We start from the raw sequence: 21,408 nt of genomic DNA, 5'->3' as shown, positions 1-21,408 counted from the left end.
TCATGAAAAGCCGAATTATATATTTCTTCTTTCTCGGTTTTTTAAGCTTGCTGATTTCTTGCGGTACTTCAAAATCAAAACATCATAAACCAGATATTACGGCTTATAACTCGACGAAACCTGTTGTTGAAAAAGTAACAGACAGTACATTTATCTCTGGAAAAAATTCATTTTTAAAAAATAAACAAGGTCTTTGGGAATTGTATGTAGAAGGCGATCCGCTGGAAATTGGTTTGACAACCGGCGCTTTAACAGACTCCCTTTTACAAAAACAGCAGCGTATTTTTTTTTCAAAAATCACCGATTTTATCCCGTCTAAATTTCAGCAGAAAATGCTTCGCCAGTTTTTAAAATGGTACAATCGTAAATTGTATTTGAATGTTCCAAATGAATATCAAACTGAAATTTACGGCGTTTCGCAATATACTTCGAATGAGTTTGATAATATCGCACCGCAATACCAGCGCAGTTTATATTTACACGCGGCGCACGATATTGGGCACGCGCTTCAAGATCTGGCTTTAGTAGGCTGTTCTTCTTTTGCGGCTTGGAACGAAAAATCGGAAGACGGCAATTTAATTCTGGCGCGTAATTTTGATTTTTATGTGAATGACGCTTTTGCGGAAAATAAAATCGCAGCCTTTATCAAACCGAAAGAAGGATTTCCGTTTATGATGGTTACCTGGCCGGGAATGATTGGAGCCGTTTCTGGAATGAATTACGAAGGATTAACAGTAACGATAAATGCTTCCAAATCTAAAATTCCGCTGAGTGCAAAAACTCCAATTTCGATTTTGACTCGTGAAATTTTACAGCATGCCAAAAATTTAGACGAAGCTATCGCCATTGCAAAAAAGAGAAAAGTCTTTGTTTCTGAATCGATTATGGTTGGAAGTGCCAATGATAATAAAGCGATTTTAATTGAAGTTTCGCCCAATAAAATGGATGTTTACGATGTTCCTAACAGTGATCAATTAATTTGTTCGAATCATTTTCAAGGCGATGCTTTTGTAGCTGATAAACGAAATCTGGAACAAATTGCCAACAGCCATTCTGAATATCGATTGGAAAGAATGCAGGAATTACTGTCTGCAAATCCGAAAGTAAATCCAAAAATTGCTTCAGAAATTCTTCGAAATAAAGACGGTTTACAAAACATTTCTTTAGGCTATGGAAATGAAAAAGCACTGAATCAGCTCTTGGCACATCACGGAATTATTTTTAAACCGAAAGAAAAATTAGTCTGGGTTTCGGCAAATCCTTATCAATTGGGGGAATTTGTCTGTTATGATTTGAATGCTGTCTTTGGTGAAAATAGAAATAAGACAGAATCTTTTCAAAGTGAAAATCTAAATATTGCCAAAGACCCTTTTTTGGAAACAACTGCTTATCAGAATTTTAAAAAATTTAAAGTTGAAGATCATAAAATAGATGTTCTTCTTGAAAAGAAAGAAATGATTTCTCCAGAGTTCATTCAAAATTATCAATCGTTAAACCCCCATTATTGGGTTGTATATTATAAGGTAGGATTGTACTTTTACCAAAAAAAGGAATATCTGCAGGCTAAGCTTAATTTTGAAAAAGCTTTAAGCCTCGAAATTACTACAGTTCCTGATAAAGAAAAGATTGAAAAATATTTAAAAAAAGTCAAAAGAAAATTACAATGATTCCAGCAATAGAAAAAGATTCTTTAGAAGAAATTAAAATTTTTCAAGAAAAAAAATTAGTTGAACTTTTAGAATACATCAGTCAAAATTCTCCTTTTTACAAAAGACTTTTTGCTGGACAAAATATTGATATTTCTAAAGTTAAAACACTGGAAGATTTACAGCATTTACCTGTTACAACCAAAGAAGATTTACAGCAATATAACGATGATTTTTTGTGTGTTCCGCAGCAAAAAATTATCGATTATGCCTCAACTTCAGGAACTTTAGGCGATCCTGTAACTTTCGGTTTAACGGATTCTGACTTAGATAGACTGGCGTATAACGAAGCCATTTCGTTCGCCTGCGCTGGAATTGCAGAAGGAGATGTCGTACAGTTAATGACGACAATTGACCGAAAATTTATGGCCGGTTTGGCTTATTTTTTAGGTCTGAGAAAGTTGAAAGTCGGCGTTATCCGCGTTGGTGCTGGAATTCCAGAAATGCAGTGGGATTCTATTTTAAAATACAATCCGAGTTATTTAATTACAGTTCCGTCTTTCCTTTTAAAATTAATTGAATACGCTGAAGCCCACGGAATTGATTATAATAATTCGAGTATAAAAGGCGCAGTTTGTATTGGAGAATCGTTAAGAGAACAAGATTTTTCGATGAATATTCTATCCAAAAAAATTACAGATAAATGGAATATTAAGTTGTTTTCGACTTATGCTTCTACCGAAATGAGCACTGCTTTTACAGAATGTGAACACGGAAAAGGCGGACATCATCATCCTGAATTGATTATTGTTGAAGTTTTGGATGAACATAATCAGCCTGTAAAAAATGGAGAAACTGGCGAACTTACTTTTACTACTTTAGGAATTGAAGCTATGCCGTTGCTGCGTTTTAAAACTGGCGATATAGTACAGCTTCATGACGAGCCTTGTGCCTGCGGTAGAAATACTTTGCGAGTTGGTCCAGTTGTCGGCCGTAAAAAACAGATGATAAAATACAAAGGAACAACGCTTTATCCACCAGCAATGAACGATGTTTTGAGCAGTTTTGATAACATCGAAAATCATCTTATCGAAATTTCAACCAACGATTTAGGCACAGACGAAATCCTGATTAAAATTGCTGCAAAAAATCAAACTCCTGAATTTCTTCAGGAAATAAAAGACCATTTTAGAGCCAAACTAAGAGTAACTCCAAAAATAGAATTTGCTTCAAAAGAAGTTTTAAACCCGCTAGTTTTCAATCCGATGAGTCGAAAACCTATTCGATTTTTTGATTATAGATAATTTTTTAGGGACAAAGTTGCAAAGGGACAAAGGGACAAAGGTTTCCTAAAAGACTGATAAGAACCTTTGTCCCTTTGCTACTCTGAACCTTTGAACCTCAATTTGGTACAAATTGAACTAAATGTTGTAATTTTGCAAAAAATTACGAAGATGGTCAAGATTGGCAACATAGAATTACCTGAATTTCCTTTATTACTCGCTCCGATGGAAGACGTCAGCGATCCGCCGTTTCGCAGATTATGCAAAGCGCACGGAGCAGACATGATGTATTCTGAATTTATTTCGTCGGAAGGATTAATTCGTGATGCTATAAAAAGCCGCATGAAGCTGGATATTTTTGATTACGAGCGTCCAGTTGGAATTCAGATTTTTGGAGGCGATGAAGAGGCAATGGAAATGTCGTCTAAAATTGTTTCTACAGTAAAACCAGATTTAGTAGATATCAATTTTGGATGTCCAGTAAAAAAAGTAGTTTGCAAAGGTGCTGGAGCGGGAGTTTTAAAAGATGTTGATTTGATGGTACGTTTGACACAAGCGGTTATTAAAGGAACTGATTTGCCTGTTACCGTAAAAACACGTTTAGGCTGGGATGAAAATTCAATTAACATTGATGAAGTTGCTGAAAGACTTCAGGATATTGGCGTTCAAGCTTTAACGATTCACGCCAGAACCCGGGCGCAAATGTATAAAGGTCATTCTGACTGGTCACATATTGCACGTGTAAAAAACAACCCAAGAATTACAATGCCTATTTTTGGAAATGGCGATATTGACAGCCCAGAAAAAGCATTACAATATAAAAACGAATACGGAATCGACGGAATTATGATTGGCCGTGCGGCGATTGGATATCCGTGGATTTTTAACGAAATCAAGCATTTCTTTAAAACTGGCGAGCACTTGCCTGCTCCAACGGTTATTGATCGTGTTGAAGCTGCGAGAAATCATTTAATGTGGTCAATGGAATGGAAAGGTGAACGTTTGGGAATTGTAGAAATGCGTCGTCACTATACGAACTATTTCAAAGGAATTCATTCCTTCAAAGAATTCAAACAAAAATTAGTTACAACTGATGCTCCTGAAGATTTATTTGCTGTTATGAAAGAAATTGAACAGGTTTATGCGGGATATGAATTTGTTTAAATATAATATAATCTTTGTCAAAGTTTGAAGCTTTGACAAAGACTAACGATAAAAAATGCCTTCAAATTTTGAAGGCATTTTTTTATTTAAACTTGGGTTCTCTTCCACTTCCCTCTCTTATAGAAAAAGATTCCCGCAAGAGTAATAGCCGTTTCAGCAACAGGAATTGCAATAAAAACTCCCGTCGGTCCCAGATTAAAATGTTTGGCTAATACGTAAGCCAGTGGAATTTGGAACAGCCAAAATCCAAAGAAATTAATTCCAGTTGGCGTCCAGGTATCTCCCGCTCCATTGAATGTATTTATTAAAACCATTCCTATTCCGTAGAAGATAAAACCGATGCTCATAATTTGTAAAGCTTCAACGGCGATAGTTTTTACCATTTCATCATTGGTGAAAAAGGATATGATATATTTCCCAAAAGCAAGCGTAATAACCATAATTGTCGCCATGAAAATCACATTATAACGCGCAGTTGTATAAACCGATTTTTCGGCACGTTCAATTTGTTTGGCGCCTAAATTCTGTCCAACCAAAGTCGCAGCAGCATTACTTAATCCCCAAGCTGGGAGAATAAAAAACATCATAATTCTCAGTGCCGTTTGATAACCCGCAGAACCATGATCGCCGCCAGTTGTTGCGACTAATTGTGCTAAGAAAATCCAGCTGCAAGAGGCAATTACAAATTGCAGAATTCCAGGAGCCGCGATTTTTACTAATGCCTGAATTTGTTTAAAATCTGGAGCAAAATATGGAATCTTAATTTTTAAAATTCCATTTCCAAAAAACAAATGATAAACCTGATATAAAACGCCGATGCTTCTTCCGAAAGTTGTTGCCAAAGCAGCGCCAACCAATCCGAAAGCAGGAATTGGCCCTAAACCGTTAATTAAAATTGGACATAAAATAATATTGCAGATATTGGCAATCCAAAGACTTTTCATGGCGATTGCCGCATTTCCTGCACCGCGAAAAATTCCGTTAATCAGGAACAAAAGCATAATGCATAAACTAGATCCAATCATAATCTGCGTGAAGTGGAAACCATGTTCGGCTGCTTCAGGAAATGCTCCCATTAATAGCAGAATATCTTTGGCATAAACAATTCCCAAGATGCTCATAACGCTGTTTACAGCAATTGCGACAATGATCGCCTGCATTCCAGCTTTTGCAGCCGCGACTGGATCTTTTTCTCCAATTCGTCGTGCTACAACTGCGGTTGCCGCCATACTCATCCCGATTGCAAGAGAATATATAACTGTTAGTACAGACTCGGTTAATCCAACGGTTTGAATAGCAAAACTGCTATGCTCTAAATGTCCGACAAAATATAAATCGACCAGAGCAAAAACCGATTCCATCATCATTTCTAAAACCATCGGAATGGCCAATAGAATAACGGCTTTTTTTATACTTCCAGAAGTATAGTCAAATGATTCGTCGCCATTTAAGGCTTGTTTTAATGTGGTAAAAATTTTAGAAAATAAACTTTTCTTTATAGATGTTTCTGTCATGATATTTTAGGATAAATGATAAAATTGGTCCAGATGCTCTATGATCTGAACTAAAAAAATAAAAACGTAAGTATCCTAATTATTGTAAAAAATAAAGTAGGATTAGGCAGAAACAATCATATGCTTTAGATTTTCAAGGCGGTAAATATAAGTAATATTTTTAAAGAAGAAATTAATCCAGCAATTTTTTGCTTACTCGGCTGCTTGCAATTAATGAGGCTACAAATCCAAGTATCACAATAGTTGTCATTACAATTAGAACATTTTCTAGTGAAAAAACAACGGGATAAGCTAATGTTGGCGTAATCATTATCAGTTCATATTGCTGCTGCAGTATCACTAGGATTATACCCAAAATAAGTCCGATTAAGCCACCAAAAAAGCTTAACAAAGTTCCTTGAAGCAGAAATATTTTTCTAAGATTATTGATTTCTGTTCCGAGATTAAAAAGTGTTTTAAGATTTCCTTTCTTCTCTAAAATCATCATAATCAATGCCCCTACTAAATTAAAAAGAGCCACGATTATCACCAAAGTAAAAATCAAATACACTACTATATTTTCGGTATTCAGCATTTTATATAAAGACTCGTTTAATTGCGCTCTGTTTTTTAAAGTAATTTTATTTTTAAAAATAGAATTGAGCTGAGTCTTTACTGCATTTTCATCTGCATTTTCTTTGAGTTTAAATTCAATTCCAGAGATTTGATTGGTTTTATACATTAATAATTCTTGTACTAAACCTAAATCTGCAAACACGTACTTTGAATCTAAATCTTCGCTTATAGAATAAATCCCAACAGGCAGGACATCGGTTTTATTGAAAGCTTCTTCTGGATTTTCGATTGCTCCTTTTCCAGGTTTTGGGGCAAAAATCTGCAACGGATTCTCAAAATCGAGAATTCCCATAGAAAAATTCTGAGCTAAACCGTATCCAATCACAACTTGATAGCTGTCTGGTTTGAGCCATTGACCGTTGTACAATTTTTTCTTAATATCATTGACAACTGCATAATTGCTATCAACTCCTTTTAGATAAGTAACTTGCTGTTTATCTTTAAACAAAAATAAAACACGCTCTTCTATAATTTTGGTGTAAGAAGCAACGCCGTTAATTTTCTTAATCTGACTTTCCTGATCTCGTGTGATTAAAAATGATTTTCCGTAAGTGCTCACCAGTTTTAAATCGGGATCAATTTCGTTTGTAAACGAAAGGCTAAAAACTTTTAATCCGCTGAAAACAGATAAAACCACAAACAAAGCCATCGTGCCAACAATGATTCCCATGCTGGCAATGCGGTTAATAATATTGATAGCATTGTTTTTGCTGCTGCTAAAAATATAACGTTTGGCTATGTAAAGGGGGAAATTCAATTTATGATTTTCTTCTTTTTTCTAAAAGATCACGATTCTCTATTGGGTTTTCTTTTCCAGCTAAAGCATTGTCGATTTTTTCGATATAATCTAAAGAGTCATCGATAAAGAATACCAAGTTTGGTACACGACGTAATTGCAGACGTACACGTTGTGATAAATCGTGTTTAATCAATGTTGTATTTGATTTGATCCCTTCTAAAGTTTCTTGTGCTTTTTCTTGAGGAAAGATGCTTAAATATACTGTTGCCACAGATAAGTCTGAAGTTACACTAACTTTGGATACCGAAATTACCAGATTAGTAATTCCGTTTTTTCGCACTTCACCTTGCAAAATGTCAACCAGATCTTTCTGAATAACACCGCCTATTTTTTTCTGTCTATTTGTTTCCATACTGCAAAAATACTATTTTTAAATTCAATCGTATAATTTCAGCTTAACGAAAGCAGTAATTTCTATTTAGGATAAGTTCAATTTCAGATTAATTTTTCTATTTCATAAAAAAAGGAGCAAAAAAGCTCCTTTTAAATTTTATCTGTTTTGTAACCATCCTTCTGGATTATTATTTGATGTATTTTGAAGAATTAAGAATTTAATAATTGTTTTTCCAGTGTCTCCACTTGTTCTTACTTTTCCAATACTTTGTTTCACTTTTACTTTATCACCTTGCTCAACAGACACAGAACTTAGGTTTTGGTATACCGTAAAATAATCTCCATGTTGAATAAAAACGGCTCTGTTTACAGGAGACAATGCAATAACTTTTGATACCACTCCCTCAAATACTGCTCGAGCTGTTGCTCCTTGTTCTGTAGTAATCTCTACTCCTGAATTATGAACAGTTAAAGAAGGATAAAGTGGATGCGGCTGATCTCCATATCCTAACGATATAAATCCTTTTTCCACTGGCCAAGGCAGTTTCCCTCGGTTTGCTTTAAAATCTGCTGCTAAAATTTTACCCTCTGGCGTTAATGTAATTTTATCTGATGAATAACTTTTAGGTGTTGATGCCTCTGCTTTTTCTGCTTCGGTAGCTTTTCCCTCGGCTATTTTTCTACGTCTTTCTTCTTCAGCTCTTTGATTCGCTAATCTAATTTGTTCACGAATAAGATCTTTGATTTTTGCATCAATTCTTCTAGATTCCTGCTGTTTGGCTTTTGTATCAGCAATAATTTTATTTTTGTCTTTTTTAATCGTGTTAACAAGCTTTTGCTGTTCTTTCTTTTCTTCTTCTAAGCTTTTCTTTTCTTTTTCATTCTCAGCAATAATTTTTTTCTTAACTTGTCTTTGTCCGTCAAGTTTTGAATTGTAATCTACTAATTCAGCGGTTTTAGACTGAATTTCTAAACCTTGATTTTTTCTGTAATTCGTATATTGTTTTAAGTATTGCGCTCTCTTGTAAGCCTGCAAAAAACTTTCTGAAGATAAAATAAACATTGCTCTACTCTGTTCAGAACGGCTTTTGTAGGATTTCAAAATCATTTTTGCATAATCCTCTTTTAATACTGCCAATTCTTTTTTGAGCTTATTTACCTTAACCTGATTAATATACATATCGTTACTCAGGATTTTTTCCTGTTTAGCGGTTGTATTAATTAATTTCTCTTTTAATTTGATTTTGTTTGCCTGAATTAAATATTCATTCACAGCAGATTTCTCTTTTTTTCGAACAGATTGAAGCATCTTTTCATTGTCTCGGATTTCCTGTTGAATTTGAGCTTTACGCTGCTCCAGTTTTTCTTGCTGTGAATCCTGTGCCCATATAAATGTAGTGGCACAAATTAAAACTAGGCTTAGGAGAAATTTTGGCATGTTTCTATTTTTATTTTTGCAAATTTATTTAATTGTAACTTTTTTATACCCACTTGGAACACTATATGGGAAAGAAAGTTCTTCGTTAAATGAAATATTATTGTAATTCAAATTTATACTTGTTTTTCCTTTTGGCTGTACCGCATTTATTTCGATACTTGTTGGAAGCGTTCCTTGATCAAAAGTTTTACTATCTGAATACGCTATCTGTAAATTTCTGTTTTCAGATGGTTGTGAAATCTCTTCTTTCTGAATTAAATATTTTTCGCCGTCTAAGAAGAATGTTTTTTTCAAATTAGCATCTTTTTCTTCATCCAGTCTAAAAAGGTTTTCTACAATTGTCTGCGTATATTTTCCTTTTCTTAAATCGTCAAAAGCTTCTCCAACCAATAAGTTTTGAACTTTACTGTAATCTAGATCTGTTCCAAGCCATTTACTTAAGCTTGTAAAATCTCCTTCATAATAAGTGCTGTTTATTTTTTCATAATAACTTACTGCAGAAGGTGTTATTAATGCTTTCGCCATTGTAATTCCTAAAAAGCGAACACTTATTAAAATCTGTTTGTCTTTTTCGATTCTAATTTCGGCAGTTACATTTTGACTTTGCTTTTCATCAACATATTTTGCGCTTGCCTTAATATATAAAGTAGAAAAATCTAGTTTATTATCGTAATGTTTTTCGATTATTTTCTTGTCTTCTTTTGGCGCAATTGTCTGGCTTGTATTACCTTGTACTGCAACGGCTTTCGATTTACACGAAATTACAGCAGTAGAAAGTATTAATAGCATTATATATCTTTTCATCTCAATTCTCTTTTACTTTTTTTTCTTTAATAATTCATTTGCCTTCAAAAAGTATTCCTCTTTTTTCTTTGCATCTCCCAATCCATTATATGCCTCTCCTAATTGAATATTAAAATTTGCTTCTAGTTTTACATCATCAACAACATAATCCAAACCCATTTCTAAAACGGTTTTTGCATTTTTAAATTGCTTTTGCTGATTGCTTCCTAAACCTGCATAGTAATAAAACTGTGCCTGACTCGGATACACTTCAATCAACATCATCGCTCTTTTTGTCATTGGATCAAACTGTTTGGTCTGCGAATAAGCTTCCAGCAATAACATATTGGTTTCAAGATCTGTATCTGAATGCGCGCTTAAATCTTTTTCATAATATTTAATCGCATTTTCAAATTGACCTTTGCTATGGTAAAACTTTCCTATTTCTTTTGCAACATCAACTTCTTTATCGTTGTCAAAATAAGCAATTGCTTTTTCTAAATCTGGAGCATACTGCGGATTTTTGTTTACATAAATCAAAAATTCGTTCAAAGTTCTATGTTTGATTTTTGAATCAATTTTTGAACTTGCTAAAATCACATTCATTGATTTTATGGCTTTATCCGCTTGATTGGCATCCAAATATGTTTTGAATAAACTCACTTGAGCCCATTCTGAATTCGGAATTTCTTTTGCTAATTGTTTAGCAACTTCCAGTGATTTATCATTTTCATTATTTTTTGAATATAAGAAAATAAGATTCACATAATTGGATTCTTCTTTTGGATCTTTTTTAATCTGCTGAACCAAATTGTCAATTTCAGCATTTTGATATTTTCCCTGCGATAAAATTTGAGCTTTGTAAATTTCACGATCGGCAGACTTTCCGAACTTACCATTCATTTCGTTAATCGCAGTCAAAGCTTTGTCGTACTGATTTGTTATCATATATAATGAAATCAAATCGTCTTTGTACTCTTCGTCAAAAGCAATTATTTTTTGAATGATTTCTATCGCTAACGGGTAGTTTTTGGTCTCATAACTTACATCATAAATTCCGAGCCAAAACCATTTATTTTTAGGATCCAGCTGTGTAGCTTTTTCAAAAGCATCTTGTGCATTTCGATATTCTTTGAGTGCCAGATAATTTTTTCCTAATTCAAAATAAGCCACTGCGTCATTGGGTTTTAGTTTGATACATTTCTCCAATGACACAATAGCTTTATCATAATTTTCAATTCCTTTTTGTTTTAATGATTCATAAAATGAGTCTTGATATTCATCTGTTGCCATAGCAATATCTTCGGGTTCTGTCTGTGCAAAAACCGAAAACGATGTGCTGAATAAAGCAAAAAACAAAACTGTAAAAACTCTTTTTTTGATCATTATAAAAATTACATTTTAAACAAAAACGAAATTTTATTCCTATTTATTCTAAAACTGAGTAATCTCCAATACTTACACTAGTAAATTTACCATCATAACTTACATGATTACCAATCATTGCGTTATCTAAGTTAGCATTTTTAATTTGAGAATACGTTTGAATTAAGCTATTTTTAATAGTACTGTCAATTATGTGGCAACCTTTTCCAACTGAAACATTTGGACCAATTGTTGAATTTTTCAAGACAACATTTTCTCCAATATAACACGGCGGAATAATTGTAGCGTTTTCTAGTTTCACGTCATAATCAACTAAATGTTCACCGTCGTTATGTAAAAAACCTAACATTCTAGTATTGGTTTCGACAGTAACATCTTTGTTTCCACAGTCCATCCATTCGTCAACACTTCCAGTTTTAAAAACTTTACCGTTTGCCATCATGGCTTTGATTCCATCATTAATCTGATATTCTCCTCCATTTTGAATATTATTATCCAAAACATTTTGAAGTTCATTTCTTAAAACTCCAACCTCTTTAAAATAATAAATCCCGATAACTGCTAAATCACTTACAAACTCTTTTGGCTTTTCAACCAATTCTATAATTTCATTATTTTGGTTTAGTTTCACCACACCAAAAGCTTCCGGCTGTTCTACTTGTTTTACCCAGATTACAGCATCTGCTTCAGGATCTAATTCAAAATCAGCTCTAATCAAAGTATCTGCATAAGCAATTACAGCTGGACCAGACAGAGAATCTTTTGCACACATAATTGCATGACCTGTTCCAAGGGGCTGATCTTGACGATAAATTGAAGCTTTTGCTCCTAAACCTTTGGCTAAATCTTCTAAACTTTTTACGACATCATCTCCAAAAAAAGCTTCGTCGCCTAAAATAAATGCAACTTCTTCAATAGGGTCTTTTAATATTTTAGCAATATCTTCAACTAAACGATGTACAATAGATTTTCCAGCAACAGGAATTAATGGTTTCGGAACTGTTAGTGTATGAGGCCTCAATCTCGATCCGCGGCCTGCCATTGGCACAATTATTTTCATTCTTTATTTGATTTTTATAGGAAGATTAAAAAATCTTCATTGGGTTTGGTCTTTCTTTTTTTAATTTTTCCGAATTACAGAAAACTATTTAACTCCAGTACTTCCAAAGCCTCCTTCACCTCTTGATGTTTCAGAAAGTGTTTCAACTTCAATCCATTCTGCTCTTTCGTGTTTTGCGATAATCAACTGCGCAATTCTTTCGCCATTTTCAATTACAAAATCATCATTAGATAAATTTACTAAAATTACTCCTATTTCTCCTCTGTAATCTGCATCAACAGTTCCTGGCGAATTTAAAACTGTTACTCCTTTTTTAGCAGCTAAACCGCTTCTTGGTCTAACCTGGGCTTCATAACCAATTGGTAATTCAATAAAAAGTCCTGTTTTTACAATCGCTCTTTCTAAAGGTTTTAACGTAATTGGTTCTAAAATATTGGCACGTAAATCCATTCCTGCAGAAGCAATGGTTTCGTAATTTGGTAAATCGTGCTGCGATTTATTGATAATTTGTATTTTCATTTTTAAATATAAAATTTTTAATCCCGGCTTACTTTCTCTTCAATATTCCTTTTATAGTATCTTTTTCAAAGTGGTAAACTAAATACATAAAAGCTAAAAGAAGTGGAATTCCAACATAATATTTTTCTCTAAATCCATAAAATGAAATTATCGAAAATAATATCGAAACGCCTAAATAAGCACCAATCTTGTTCATGTCGTAAGGAATAGGATAATACTTATTTCCTAATATATAAGAAATAAGCATCATGCTGCCATAAGCCGAAATAGTCGCAATTGCTGAACCATAATAGCTGTATTTTGGAATTAAAAAATAATTTAAAACCAAAGTAACAATAGCACCTACAATAGAAATGTAGGCACCAATTTTTGTTTTATCTGTAAGTTTGTACCAAACCGATAAGTTGTTATAGATACCCAAAAAGAAATTCGCCAAAATAATAAGCGGTACAACTTTCATTGCTTCCCAATAGGATTTATTATCTAGTAATAAGTATTTTAAAACATCTGCAAAAACTATAACTCCTAATAGAATCAGCGAACCCAATATCACAAAATATTTGGTAATTACGGCGTAAGTCTGTGGAGCATTTGCATTTTTTGCGTGGCTAAAAAAGAATGGTTCGATTCCTAATCTAAATGCTGTTGCAAAAAGAACCATAAATAAACCTAACTTGTAACAAGCAGAATAAGCTCCAACTTCAGATTTTGCCAAATTTTCTGGAAGCAAATACCCTAATAAGATTTTATCAAAATGTTCATTTACGGCAAAAGCCAATCCGGCAACCAAAATAGGAAGTCCGTATTTCATCATTCTTCTCCAAAGTTCTGGATCAAATTTTCGTCCAAGCGAAAGATAATTAGGAGAAAGAACTATAAAAGTTGCTAAACTCGCCAAAAGATTTGCAATAAAAATATAAGCGATCTGGAAATTTTCGACATATAAATTATCCCAAACTGAATTAGGGTTTGAGGCTGCTAATTTTGGCAGGTACATTAAAAAGAAAATATTCAGTAATAAATTGATTACCACATTTCCAATTTTAATTGCTGCATAAACCATTGGCCTTTGGTTCGCTCGTAATTTAGAAAATGGAATTAAAACCAATGCATCCAAAACCAAAATCCAAACCGTATAGGTAACATACTGAACATCTACTTCGGCTAAACTTGCTAAAGTGTTTCTAAAGATTAAAGCAACAAATAGAAAAATAATTGATGTCCAAAAAATCGAAATTGTAGAAGTCGCTATTACATTTTTCTTATCTTCTTCAGCACTATAAAATCTAAAAAAAGCGGTTTCCATTCCGTAAGAAAGAACTACGTTAAAGAAAACCATCCAAGACAATACTATCGACACCTCGCCATATTCGGCAGTAGGTAAAATTCCTGTATATAATCTCACTAATAAAAAACTCAGCATTCTCGGTAAAACTGTTGCCAGTCCGTAAATTGCTGTTTGCTTGAATAGATTTTTATATAATCCCAAAATATAATTGTAATAATGTTTGTAAGACAAAAATAACCATTTCTTTTGTTTAATGGTGCTTTTGTTTGATGCAATAAAGAAAAGTTCTAACTCTTTTACACCGTCATTTTCTTTTCATCCAAAATTTTCACGAAATGAAATCCTCTTGGGGCGTAACCTTGATTGTAATAAAATCTGTGTGCTCCAAAATTTCCAGTAAATGCATCTAATACAATGCTGCTGCAATTTAATTCTATTGCTTTTTTCTCGATATAATCAGTGAGTAGCTTTCCAATTCCTTGAGATCGATATTCTGGATTAACAACAAAATTATCAATTTCGAGATATTTGCCTGTCCACAATTTTGTTGCCGACCAGCATCCTGTAATTCCTAAACATTTATTATTTTCAAAAACGCCAATTTGAGTATAATTATGCGGAATCATCTCCAAAAGAAAAGATTTATATTTTTCTAAAGTGATATTGGGATATAGAAATCTGATGGTTTCAATTTGAGCCAGCATTTCTTCAATCGTAGTAATTTCAAGTATTTGTAAAGTCATTTTAATAGAATAGAATTCAAAATTAATTATTTTTTCTGAGTCATTTATATAATAACCAGAACACTAACATGTGAAATATATAAATTTAAGTTAAAAATTATGTAACTTTTTTTAAACAGTGTTTTCTTAAATTTGCTTCATAGGGATTGAGAAAGCTAAATACAACCCTTATAAAAAAGGAAGCACTGGGACTAATAAAGCTTGTTTGTTCCCATAAAAGACAAAGCACAAGGGATTGATTCTGCTGTATTGTAACCCTTTAAAAAACAGAGCACTGGGACTAATAAAGCTAGTTTGTTCCCATAAAAGACAAAGCACAGGGATTGATTCTGCTGAAATGTAACCCTTAAAAAAACAGAGCACTGGGACTAATAAAGCTAGTTTGTTCCCATAAAAGACAAAGCACAGCAGAGTTATCTGTCAATTTTTTATAAAATGGTAGTGATTCTCAAATTTTGAATAATCTGAGAATCACCATTTTATAAAATCATTATTAAAAAAGAAAAAAACTTCCATAAAAGAAAAAGCCAGCTTTCGCTGGCTTTTTCTTTATATAATATGAATGATTTATCCATTTAAAGCTTCTGCTCCACCAACAATTTCTAAAATCTCACTAGTAATAGCAGCTTGACGAGCTTTATTATAAGTTAATTTCAATTGGTTTCTTAACTCAGTTGCATTATCTGTTGCTTTGTGCATAGCAGTCATACGTGCTCCATGCTCAGAAGCAAACGAATCACGTATTCCTTTATACAATTGCGTTTTTAAAGACTTAGGAATTAAAGTCAATACGATTTCTTCTTTACCTGGTTCAAAAATATAATCTCCAGAAGAAGCTGCTGTACCAGTAGTATTAATAGGAGCTAACGGTAAAAACTGTTCTACTTGAACGATTTGAGTTGCTGCATTTTTAAACTGATTGTAAACTAATTCAATTCTATCGTATTCTCCAGATATAAATTTCTCAGTCAAATTATCTGCAATTCCTGCAACATTTTCAAAAGTTAAATGATCAAAAATTGCATTATGATGACCGTGAACTTTATGAGTTTTGTTTAAAGCATCATTTCCCTTTTTACCAATAGCAAAAACATCAACTTGCTTTCCAGCGTAAAACTCTGTACGGTTTTTAATCTCTTTAATAATATTTGAATTGAATGCACCACATAAACCTCTGTTAGAAGTTATCGCTACAAGCAATACTTTTTTTACTTCACGTTGTGTTGTGTAATCTCCTCCAACTTCACCTTCAAGTGTAGCAGAAAGATCTTGCAATAACTCCGTTAATTTCTCGGCATAAGGACGCATTGCAGTGATTGCATCTTGTGCTTTCTTAAGCTTTGCAGCAGAAACCATTTTCATAGCCGATGTAATCTGCATCGTCGATGAAACGGAAGTAATTCTATTACGGATTTCCTTTAAATTTGCCATCTATTAATTAGAAAATGTGACAATTTGAAAATTAGATAATTAGAACTAAGTCTAATTATCTAATTTACTTATTATCTTATTAGTTATATTTTGCTGAGATTTCTTTTGCTGCTTTTTCGATAACATCTGTAATGCTGTCATCTAATTTACCAGCTTTCAACGCGTTAAGCGTATCTTTATGTTTACTGTTTAAGTAAGCTAAGAAATCAGCTTCAAATTCTTTTACTTTTTCTACAGGAACGTTTCTTAACAAGTTTTTAGAACCAGCGTAGATAATAGCTACTTGGTTTTCAACTGTATAAGGATCATTTAAACCTTGTTTCAAGATCTCAACGTTTCTTTTTCCTTTTTCAATTACGTTTAAAGTAACAGAATCTAAGTCAGAACCAAATTTAGCGAAAGCTTCTAATTCACGGAATTGAGCTTGGTCTAATTTTAAAGTTCCAGAAACTTTCTTCATAGATTTAATTTGAGCATTACCTCCAACACGAGATACAGAGATACCTACGTTAATTGCAGGACGAACCCCAGAGTTGAACAAATCTCCATCAAGGAAAATCTGACCATCTGTAATCGAAATTACGTTTGTTGGGATATATGCAGAAACGTCACCAGCTTGAGTTTCGATAATTGGTAAAGCAGTTAATGAACCACCACCTTTTACGATAGATTTGATAGAATCTGGTAAATCGTTCATGTTTTTAGCGATACCATCATCAGCGATTACTTTACAAGCACGCTCTAATAAACGAGAGTGTAAGTAGAAAACGTCTCCAGGGTAAGCCTCACGTCCCGGTGGTCTTCTTAATAAAAGAGAAACCTCACGGTAAGCAACAGCTTGTTTAGATAAATCATCATACACAATAAGTGCAGGACGACCAGAATCTCTAAAGTACTCTCCAATTGCAGCACCAGCGAATGGAGCATAAACTTGCATTGGAGCTGGGTCAGAAGCATTTGCAGCAACGATAACTGTATAAGCCATTGCTCCTTTTTCTTCTAACATTTTAGCGATTCCTGCTACAGTTGAAGCTTTTTGTCCAATTGCAACATATATACAGAATACAGGTTTTCCTGCATCGTAAAATTCTTTTTGATTTAAGATTGTATCGATACAAACAGTTGATTTACCTGTTTGACGGTCACCAATAACAAGCTCACGTTGTCCACGACCAACTGGGATCATAGCATCAACAGCTTTTACACCTGTTTGTAATGGCTCAGTTACTGGCTGACGGAAGATAACACCAGGTGCTTTTCTTTCTAAAGGCATTTCGTATAAGTCTCCACCGATTGGTCCTTTTCCATCAATTGGAAAACCAAGAGTATTAACAACACGTCCTACCATTTGCTCACCTACTTTAAGAGAAGCAATACGTTGAGTTCTTTTTGCAGTAGATCCTTCTTTAAGTCCAGTTGATGGCCCTAATAATACAACCCCAACATTATCCTCTTCAAGATTCAATACGATACCTTCCATACCGTTATCAAATTCTACTAACTCTCCATATTGTACATTAGACAGCCCGTAAACACGAGCAATACCGTCTCCAACTTGAAGTACTGTTCCTACTTCCTCTAGCGTAGCACCAGATTCAAAACCTTCTACTTGCTTTCTTAATATTGCTGAAATTTCAGCAGGTTTGATTTCCGCCATCTTAATTTATAATTTAGACACTTTTTGTGTTATAAAAACTAATTACTTAACTCTCTTTTTAATACTTGTAATCTGTTTGCAACAGAAGCGTTGTATTGATTATCGCCTATTCTTAAAATAAATCCACCAATAATTGAAGGATCCACTATATTTTCAATTGTAATTTTTTTGTCTGATAAAGTTGCAACTTTTGCTAAAACCTTAGCTTCTAAAGCAGCATCCATTGGAATGGCAGTTGTAACTTTCGCTACTTCAACACCATTACTTTCATCAAACAATTTATTGTATTCTAATGCGATTGCATTAAGAATTTCAAATCTTTTGTTTTCAAATAATAAATGAAATAATCCTTTTGTTACTCCATTTACATCTGCGAAAACTTCTAAAAGAGCACTTTCTTTAACTTCAACTTTTGTTGTTGGGTTTTGGATAAAGGTACTCAATTCTGTATTAGTATCGATTGCTGATGCAATTGATTTCATATCGTTATTGACAGCTTCGGCAACACCTTTAGAGTTTGCTAAGTCTAGAATTGCTTTTGCATAACGAATTGCTGCTCTTGTACTTGCCATAATCTTAGTTTAACTTTACGTCACCTAACATTTTCTCAACTAATTTAGTTTGAGATTCTTTGTTAGATAATTCTTCTTTCAATAATTTCTCAGCAATACTTAATGATAGACTTGAAACTTGAGATTTCAATTCTGCCATTGCAGCATTTTTTTCGCTTTCGATAGCAGCTTTAGCTTGTTCGATCATTTTTTGACCAGCTTCTTGTGCTTCGTTTTTAGAATCAGCAATCATTTTCTCTTTCATTTCACGAGCTTCTTTTAGCATCGCGTCACGTTCTGCACGAGCTTCATTCAAAATTCTTTGATTGTCAGCTTGTAAATTTTCCATTTCTCTCTTTGCGTTTTCAGCAGAAAGCAATGCATTTTTAATACCTTCTTCTCTTGCAGTAATAGACTCCATAATTGGTTTCCATGCAAATTTCACCAAAAGTAAAATTAATACTAACAAGATTAAAGCTTGCCAAAAGAATAAACCGAATGAAAAATCGTTAATTAACTTATCCATTTTATACTATATTAAAATATTTAATTTCTTTTTTAAAAGGTAACAACACCTTTAACCAACCGTTAAAGATGTTGTTAATTTTTTCTTTATTAGTTTTTTCCTAAGATTAAAGCAGCGAATGCTAAACCTTCTAATAAAGCCGCGATAATAATCATCGCAGTTTGAATTTTACCAGCAGCTTCTGGCTGACGAGCAATAGCGTCCATAGCAGATCCACCGATTTTACCTAAACCTAAACCTGCACCGATTACTACTAAACCAGCACCTACTAAAGTTGGAATTGTTCCCATAACTATTTATATATATAAAATTAAACTTCTAAATTAAATAATTGCTGTTTCATCTTCGTGGTGGTGAGCATGATCATGATCTTGAACAGCCATACCAATAAATAGTGATGATAACATCGTGAAGATAAACGCTTGTAAAAATGCAACTAAAACTTCAATAACAGAGATAAACAATGTTAAACCTAATGAGATTGGCAAATCTGCTGCTAAATTTTTACCTACGAAAATCATAGCGATCAAACTCATAATTACTACGTGACCTGCAGTAATGTTTGCATACAAACGAATTAATAATGCAAATGGTTTTGTTAATGTTCCTAAAACTTCAATTGGTGCTAAAATAATTTTCATTGGAACTGGTACTCCTGGCATCCAGAAAATGTGTCCCCAATAATCTTTGTTTGCACTAAATTGTGTAATGATGAAAGTAAATGCTGCTAAACAAACTGTAATAGCGATGTTACCTGTAACGTTAATTCCTAGTGGAGTCATTCCTAATAAGTTTAGCAACCAAACAAAGAAAAATACAGTTAATAGGTAACCCATATATTTACGGTATTTTTTCTCACCAATATTAGGAACAGCGATTTCGTCTCTAATAAAAATAATAAGTGGCTCTAAAACTCTACCAAATCCAGTTGGGATTGGTCCTTTTTTATATGATCTTGCTAATCCAGTAAACATTAAAAATAATACTACTGCAACGAAAAGCATTGATACTACATTTTTTGTAATAGAAAAATCTAACGGCTTTTCATTTTCTGGATGTCCGTGCTCGTTAAAGTTAATTGTACCGGCAGCATCTGTTTTGTAAATTTTACCGTGAACTAATTTGTAAAAGTTTCCGTCAACTTCTGCAACTGCTTCACCGTGGTGTAATTTTGAAGAAGAGAAAATTTTCAATCCTCCGTCAATAAGTATAACTGGTAATGAAAAACCATAATGTTTGTTTTCTTTCTCATCTGAGAAGAAAACAAAATCGTGAGAATCTTGTAAGTGATGATCAATAAAAGCGTCCACTTTTGCTTTTGGATCAAGAGCAGCATGCTCTCCTTCCTCAGGGGCATTGTGTGAAACTACTTTCTCTTCATGAGCTGTTTCAGTTTGAACATGCGTTGAGTCATTCTCTGGATTTGCAAAACCCATAATTGGTAGAGAAGCTACAAAAGCGGCAAGAATAAAGCTGAGCGGTTTGTTTGAAATCACCATATCGTGGAAAATCTTATTTTTTTACGTTTCTAAAATTTGGTGCAAAGGTACATTTTTTATTAATATTCAAAAGGATATGAAAAATTATTTTTAAACCTTGTTTTAAAGAATTGTTATTTTAACGCTTTTCATTTAATAATCGGACAGTTAAAAGCGTCTGAAATAACAAAAACAGCACAAATGTTATAAAAAAACTAATCTTTTCAACATCGGTTTCTCCAGTTTTAATATTTAAAATTGGCTGCAGAATTAAATATCCCAATAACATTTGTGTAAAAGTTCCAAATAAGAACGTCATCCCGACGATTTCAAAATTCTTCTTTTTTACTATTAATAATATAAGGTATAATAAAGCCGAAATTCCGAAGAAGAATAAATACTGTAATTCTAAACTGTAATGAAAGTTTTGAATATTAATTTCACAAAAAAAGAAAATTGCTTTGTGTAGAATATAAGCTGTTAAAGCAAGACAAAATAAATAAAATACCGGTTTGTAATTTTTTAAAAGCATTTGAGATAATTTTTGCGCAAAGATGCAACTTTTATCTTAAGCTGTTTTTAATAAAAACTACTTTGTCTTATTAATATCGTTTACCTGGCGAATTACATTATATAATGCGACTCCAACTCCAAGCATAACAAAAATGGTATTGTAATATACTTTGGGACTTGGATGCTTTTCGTCAAGCCAAGTTCCAAAGTAAGAGAATACAAAAATAATAACTCCCATTTGAAAAGGAATATTAATAAATGCAAGCCATTTATTTCTTCTATTATTATTCGGTTCCTTTTCCATCTTTTAGGGTTACTTCTTTATTATGAGTAAGCATGGTACAGGTTGCTGTAAAATCGGCTCCTGGTTCTATAGAAAGTTTTCCTACTGCTACTTCTCCATGTATTTGAGCAGTCGATTTAATATTAAGGATTTCAAGAACTTTTATTTTTCCATGAAATTCTCCTTCAATATCCGCATTATTACAAATAATTTCTCCTTTGACAGCTCCTTTTGCGCCTATTACAATTTTTCCTTGTGAAGTAAAATTTCCAATCAATTCGCCGTCTAATCTAAAATCGGCTTTTGATACTATGTCTCCTACTATCGATGTTCCTTCTACAATACGATTTGTTTTTCCTAATTGCTCTGTTCCGCTTTTTTTTACTTTTTCAAACATT

22 protein-coding genes are annotated in these 21,408 nt (G+C 33.2%); 3 read left to right on the top strand and 19 right to left on the bottom strand.

Annotated elements, in window-relative coordinates:
* Window positions 1-2: 2 nt before the first annotated feature.
* From ASE40_RS04095 to dusB, 3 genes are all read left to right on the top strand, one after another.
* A complete protein-coding gene (locus ASE40_RS04095; RefSeq protein ID WP_057115518.1) occupies window positions 3-1,667 on the top strand; it encodes a C45 family autoproteolytic acyltransferase/hydolase in 1,665 nt (554 codons plus the stop codon).
* Window positions 1,664-2,950, top strand: coding sequence for a phenylacetate--CoA ligase family protein (locus ASE40_RS04090; protein WP_057115517.1), 1,287 nt, complete (start codon window positions 1,664-1,666; stop codon window positions 2,948-2,950). The genes ASE40_RS04095 and ASE40_RS04090 overlap by 4 nt, the downstream gene beginning before the upstream one ends.
* Window positions 2,951-3,100: 150 nt before the next feature.
* A complete protein-coding gene (dusB, locus tag ASE40_RS04085) occupies window positions 3,101-4,093 on the top strand; it encodes a tRNA dihydrouridine synthase DusB (RefSeq protein ID WP_057115981.1) in 993 nt (330 codons plus the stop codon).
* A gap of 86 nt (window positions 4,094-4,179) precedes the next feature.
* Here the strand turns inward: dusB and ASE40_RS04080 are convergent, their stop codons facing one another.
* The 19 genes from ASE40_RS04080 to ASE40_RS03990 form a co-directional block, all read right to left on the bottom strand.
* Window positions 4,180-5,607 carry an MATE family efflux transporter gene (locus ASE40_RS04080; RefSeq protein ID WP_057115516.1) on the bottom strand — a complete coding sequence of 476 codons (1,428 nt, stop codon included), beginning with the start codon at window positions 5,605-5,607 and terminating at the stop codon, window positions 4,180-4,182.
* Window positions 5,608-5,779: 172 nt separating this feature from the next.
* The gene (locus tag ASE40_RS04075; RefSeq protein WP_057115515.1) at window positions 5,780-6,979 is read right to left on the bottom strand and encodes an ABC transporter permease; all 1,200 of its coding nucleotides are present in this window, start codon (window positions 6,977-6,979) and stop codon (window positions 5,780-5,782) included.
* A gap of 1 nt (window position 6,980) precedes the next feature.
* A complete protein-coding gene (gene rbfA / locus ASE40_RS04070; RefSeq protein WP_057115514.1) occupies window positions 6,981-7,373 on the bottom strand; it encodes a 30S ribosome-binding factor RbfA in 393 nt (130 codons plus the stop codon).
* 138 nt (window positions 7,374-7,511) lie between these two features.
* On the bottom strand, window positions 7,512-8,792 hold the full coding sequence (locus tag ASE40_RS04065; RefSeq protein WP_057115513.1) for a murein hydrolase activator EnvC family protein: 1,281 nt from the start codon (window positions 8,790-8,792) through the stop codon (window positions 7,512-7,514).
* A 24-nt stretch (window positions 8,793-8,816) separates the two neighbouring features.
* Window positions 8,817-9,596: a DUF4292 domain-containing protein gene (locus ASE40_RS04060; RefSeq protein ID WP_057115512.1), complete on the bottom strand. Its 780-nt coding sequence runs from the start codon at window positions 9,594-9,596 to the stop codon at window positions 8,817-8,819.
* Window positions 9,597-9,608: 12 nt separating this feature from the next.
* Window positions 9,609-10,961: a tetratricopeptide repeat protein gene (locus ASE40_RS04055; protein ID WP_057115511.1), complete on the bottom strand. Its 1,353-nt coding sequence runs from the start codon at window positions 10,959-10,961 to the stop codon at window positions 9,609-9,611.
* Window positions 10,962-11,004: 43 nt separating this feature from the next.
* Window positions 11,005-12,021: a sugar phosphate nucleotidyltransferase gene (locus ASE40_RS04050; RefSeq protein ID WP_057115510.1), complete on the bottom strand. Its 1,017-nt coding sequence runs from the start codon at window positions 12,019-12,021 to the stop codon at window positions 11,005-11,007.
* Window positions 12,022-12,105: 84 nt separating this feature from the next.
* Entirely contained in the window at window positions 12,106-12,540 is a 435-nt protein-coding gene (dut, locus tag ASE40_RS04045; protein WP_057115509.1) for a dUTP diphosphatase, read from the bottom strand.
* A gap of 28 nt (window positions 12,541-12,568) precedes the next feature.
* Window positions 12,569-14,029: a lipopolysaccharide biosynthesis protein gene (locus ASE40_RS04040; protein ID WP_057115508.1), complete on the bottom strand. Its 1,461-nt coding sequence runs from the start codon at window positions 14,027-14,029 to the stop codon at window positions 12,569-12,571.
* A gap of 95 nt (window positions 14,030-14,124) precedes the next feature.
* A complete protein-coding gene (locus ASE40_RS04035) occupies window positions 14,125-14,571 on the bottom strand; it encodes a GNAT family N-acetyltransferase (protein WP_057115507.1) in 447 nt (148 codons plus the stop codon).
* A 567-nt stretch (window positions 14,572-15,138) separates the two neighbouring features.
* Complete coding sequence (gene atpG / locus ASE40_RS04030) at window positions 15,139-16,002, bottom strand: ATP synthase F1 subunit gamma (protein WP_057115506.1); 864 nt, start codon at window positions 16,000-16,002, stop codon at window positions 15,139-15,141.
* A 79-nt stretch (window positions 16,003-16,081) separates the two neighbouring features.
* Window positions 16,082-17,659, bottom strand: coding sequence for a F0F1 ATP synthase subunit alpha (atpA, locus tag ASE40_RS04025; protein ID WP_057115505.1), 1,578 nt, complete (start codon window positions 17,657-17,659; stop codon window positions 16,082-16,084).
* A gap of 38 nt (window positions 17,660-17,697) precedes the next feature.
* Entirely contained in the window at window positions 17,698-18,231 is a 534-nt protein-coding gene (gene atpH, locus ASE40_RS04020; protein WP_057115504.1) for an ATP synthase F1 subunit delta, read from the bottom strand.
* 4 nt (window positions 18,232-18,235) lie between these two features.
* Entirely contained in the window at window positions 18,236-18,736 is a 501-nt protein-coding gene (locus tag ASE40_RS04015) for a F0F1 ATP synthase subunit B (RefSeq protein WP_057115503.1), read from the bottom strand.
* An 89-nt stretch (window positions 18,737-18,825) separates the two neighbouring features.
* Window positions 18,826-19,026, bottom strand: a complete 201-nt coding sequence (atpE, locus tag ASE40_RS04010; protein WP_026727281.1) for an ATP synthase F0 subunit C — start codon at window positions 19,024-19,026, stop codon at window positions 18,826-18,828.
* Between the two features lie 33 nt (window positions 19,027-19,059).
* A complete protein-coding gene (atpB, locus tag ASE40_RS04005) occupies window positions 19,060-20,235 on the bottom strand; it encodes a F0F1 ATP synthase subunit A (RefSeq protein WP_057115502.1) in 1,176 nt (391 codons plus the stop codon).
* 118 nt (window positions 20,236-20,353) lie between these two features.
* Window positions 20,354-20,746, bottom strand: coding sequence for a hypothetical protein (locus ASE40_RS04000; RefSeq protein ID WP_057115501.1), 393 nt, complete (start codon window positions 20,744-20,746; stop codon window positions 20,354-20,356).
* Window positions 20,747-20,803: 57 nt separating this feature from the next.
* On the bottom strand, window positions 20,804-21,031 hold the full coding sequence (locus ASE40_RS03995; protein WP_057115500.1) for an AtpZ/AtpI family protein: 228 nt from the start codon (window positions 21,029-21,031) through the stop codon (window positions 20,804-20,806).
* Window positions 21,012-21,407 carry a polymer-forming cytoskeletal protein gene (locus tag ASE40_RS03990; RefSeq protein ID WP_057115499.1) on the bottom strand — a complete coding sequence of 132 codons (396 nt, stop codon included), beginning with the start codon at window positions 21,405-21,407 and terminating at the stop codon, window positions 21,012-21,014. Before ASE40_RS03990 ends, ASE40_RS03995 begins: the two co-directional genes overlap by 20 nt.
* Window position 21,408: the final 1 nt, after the last annotated feature.

Source organism: Flavobacterium sp. Root935 (assembly GCF_001429295.1).
GTDB lineage: Bacteria > Bacteroidota > Bacteroidia > Flavobacteriales > Flavobacteriaceae > Flavobacterium.
This window is presented reverse-complemented; position numbering and strand designations above follow the sequence as displayed.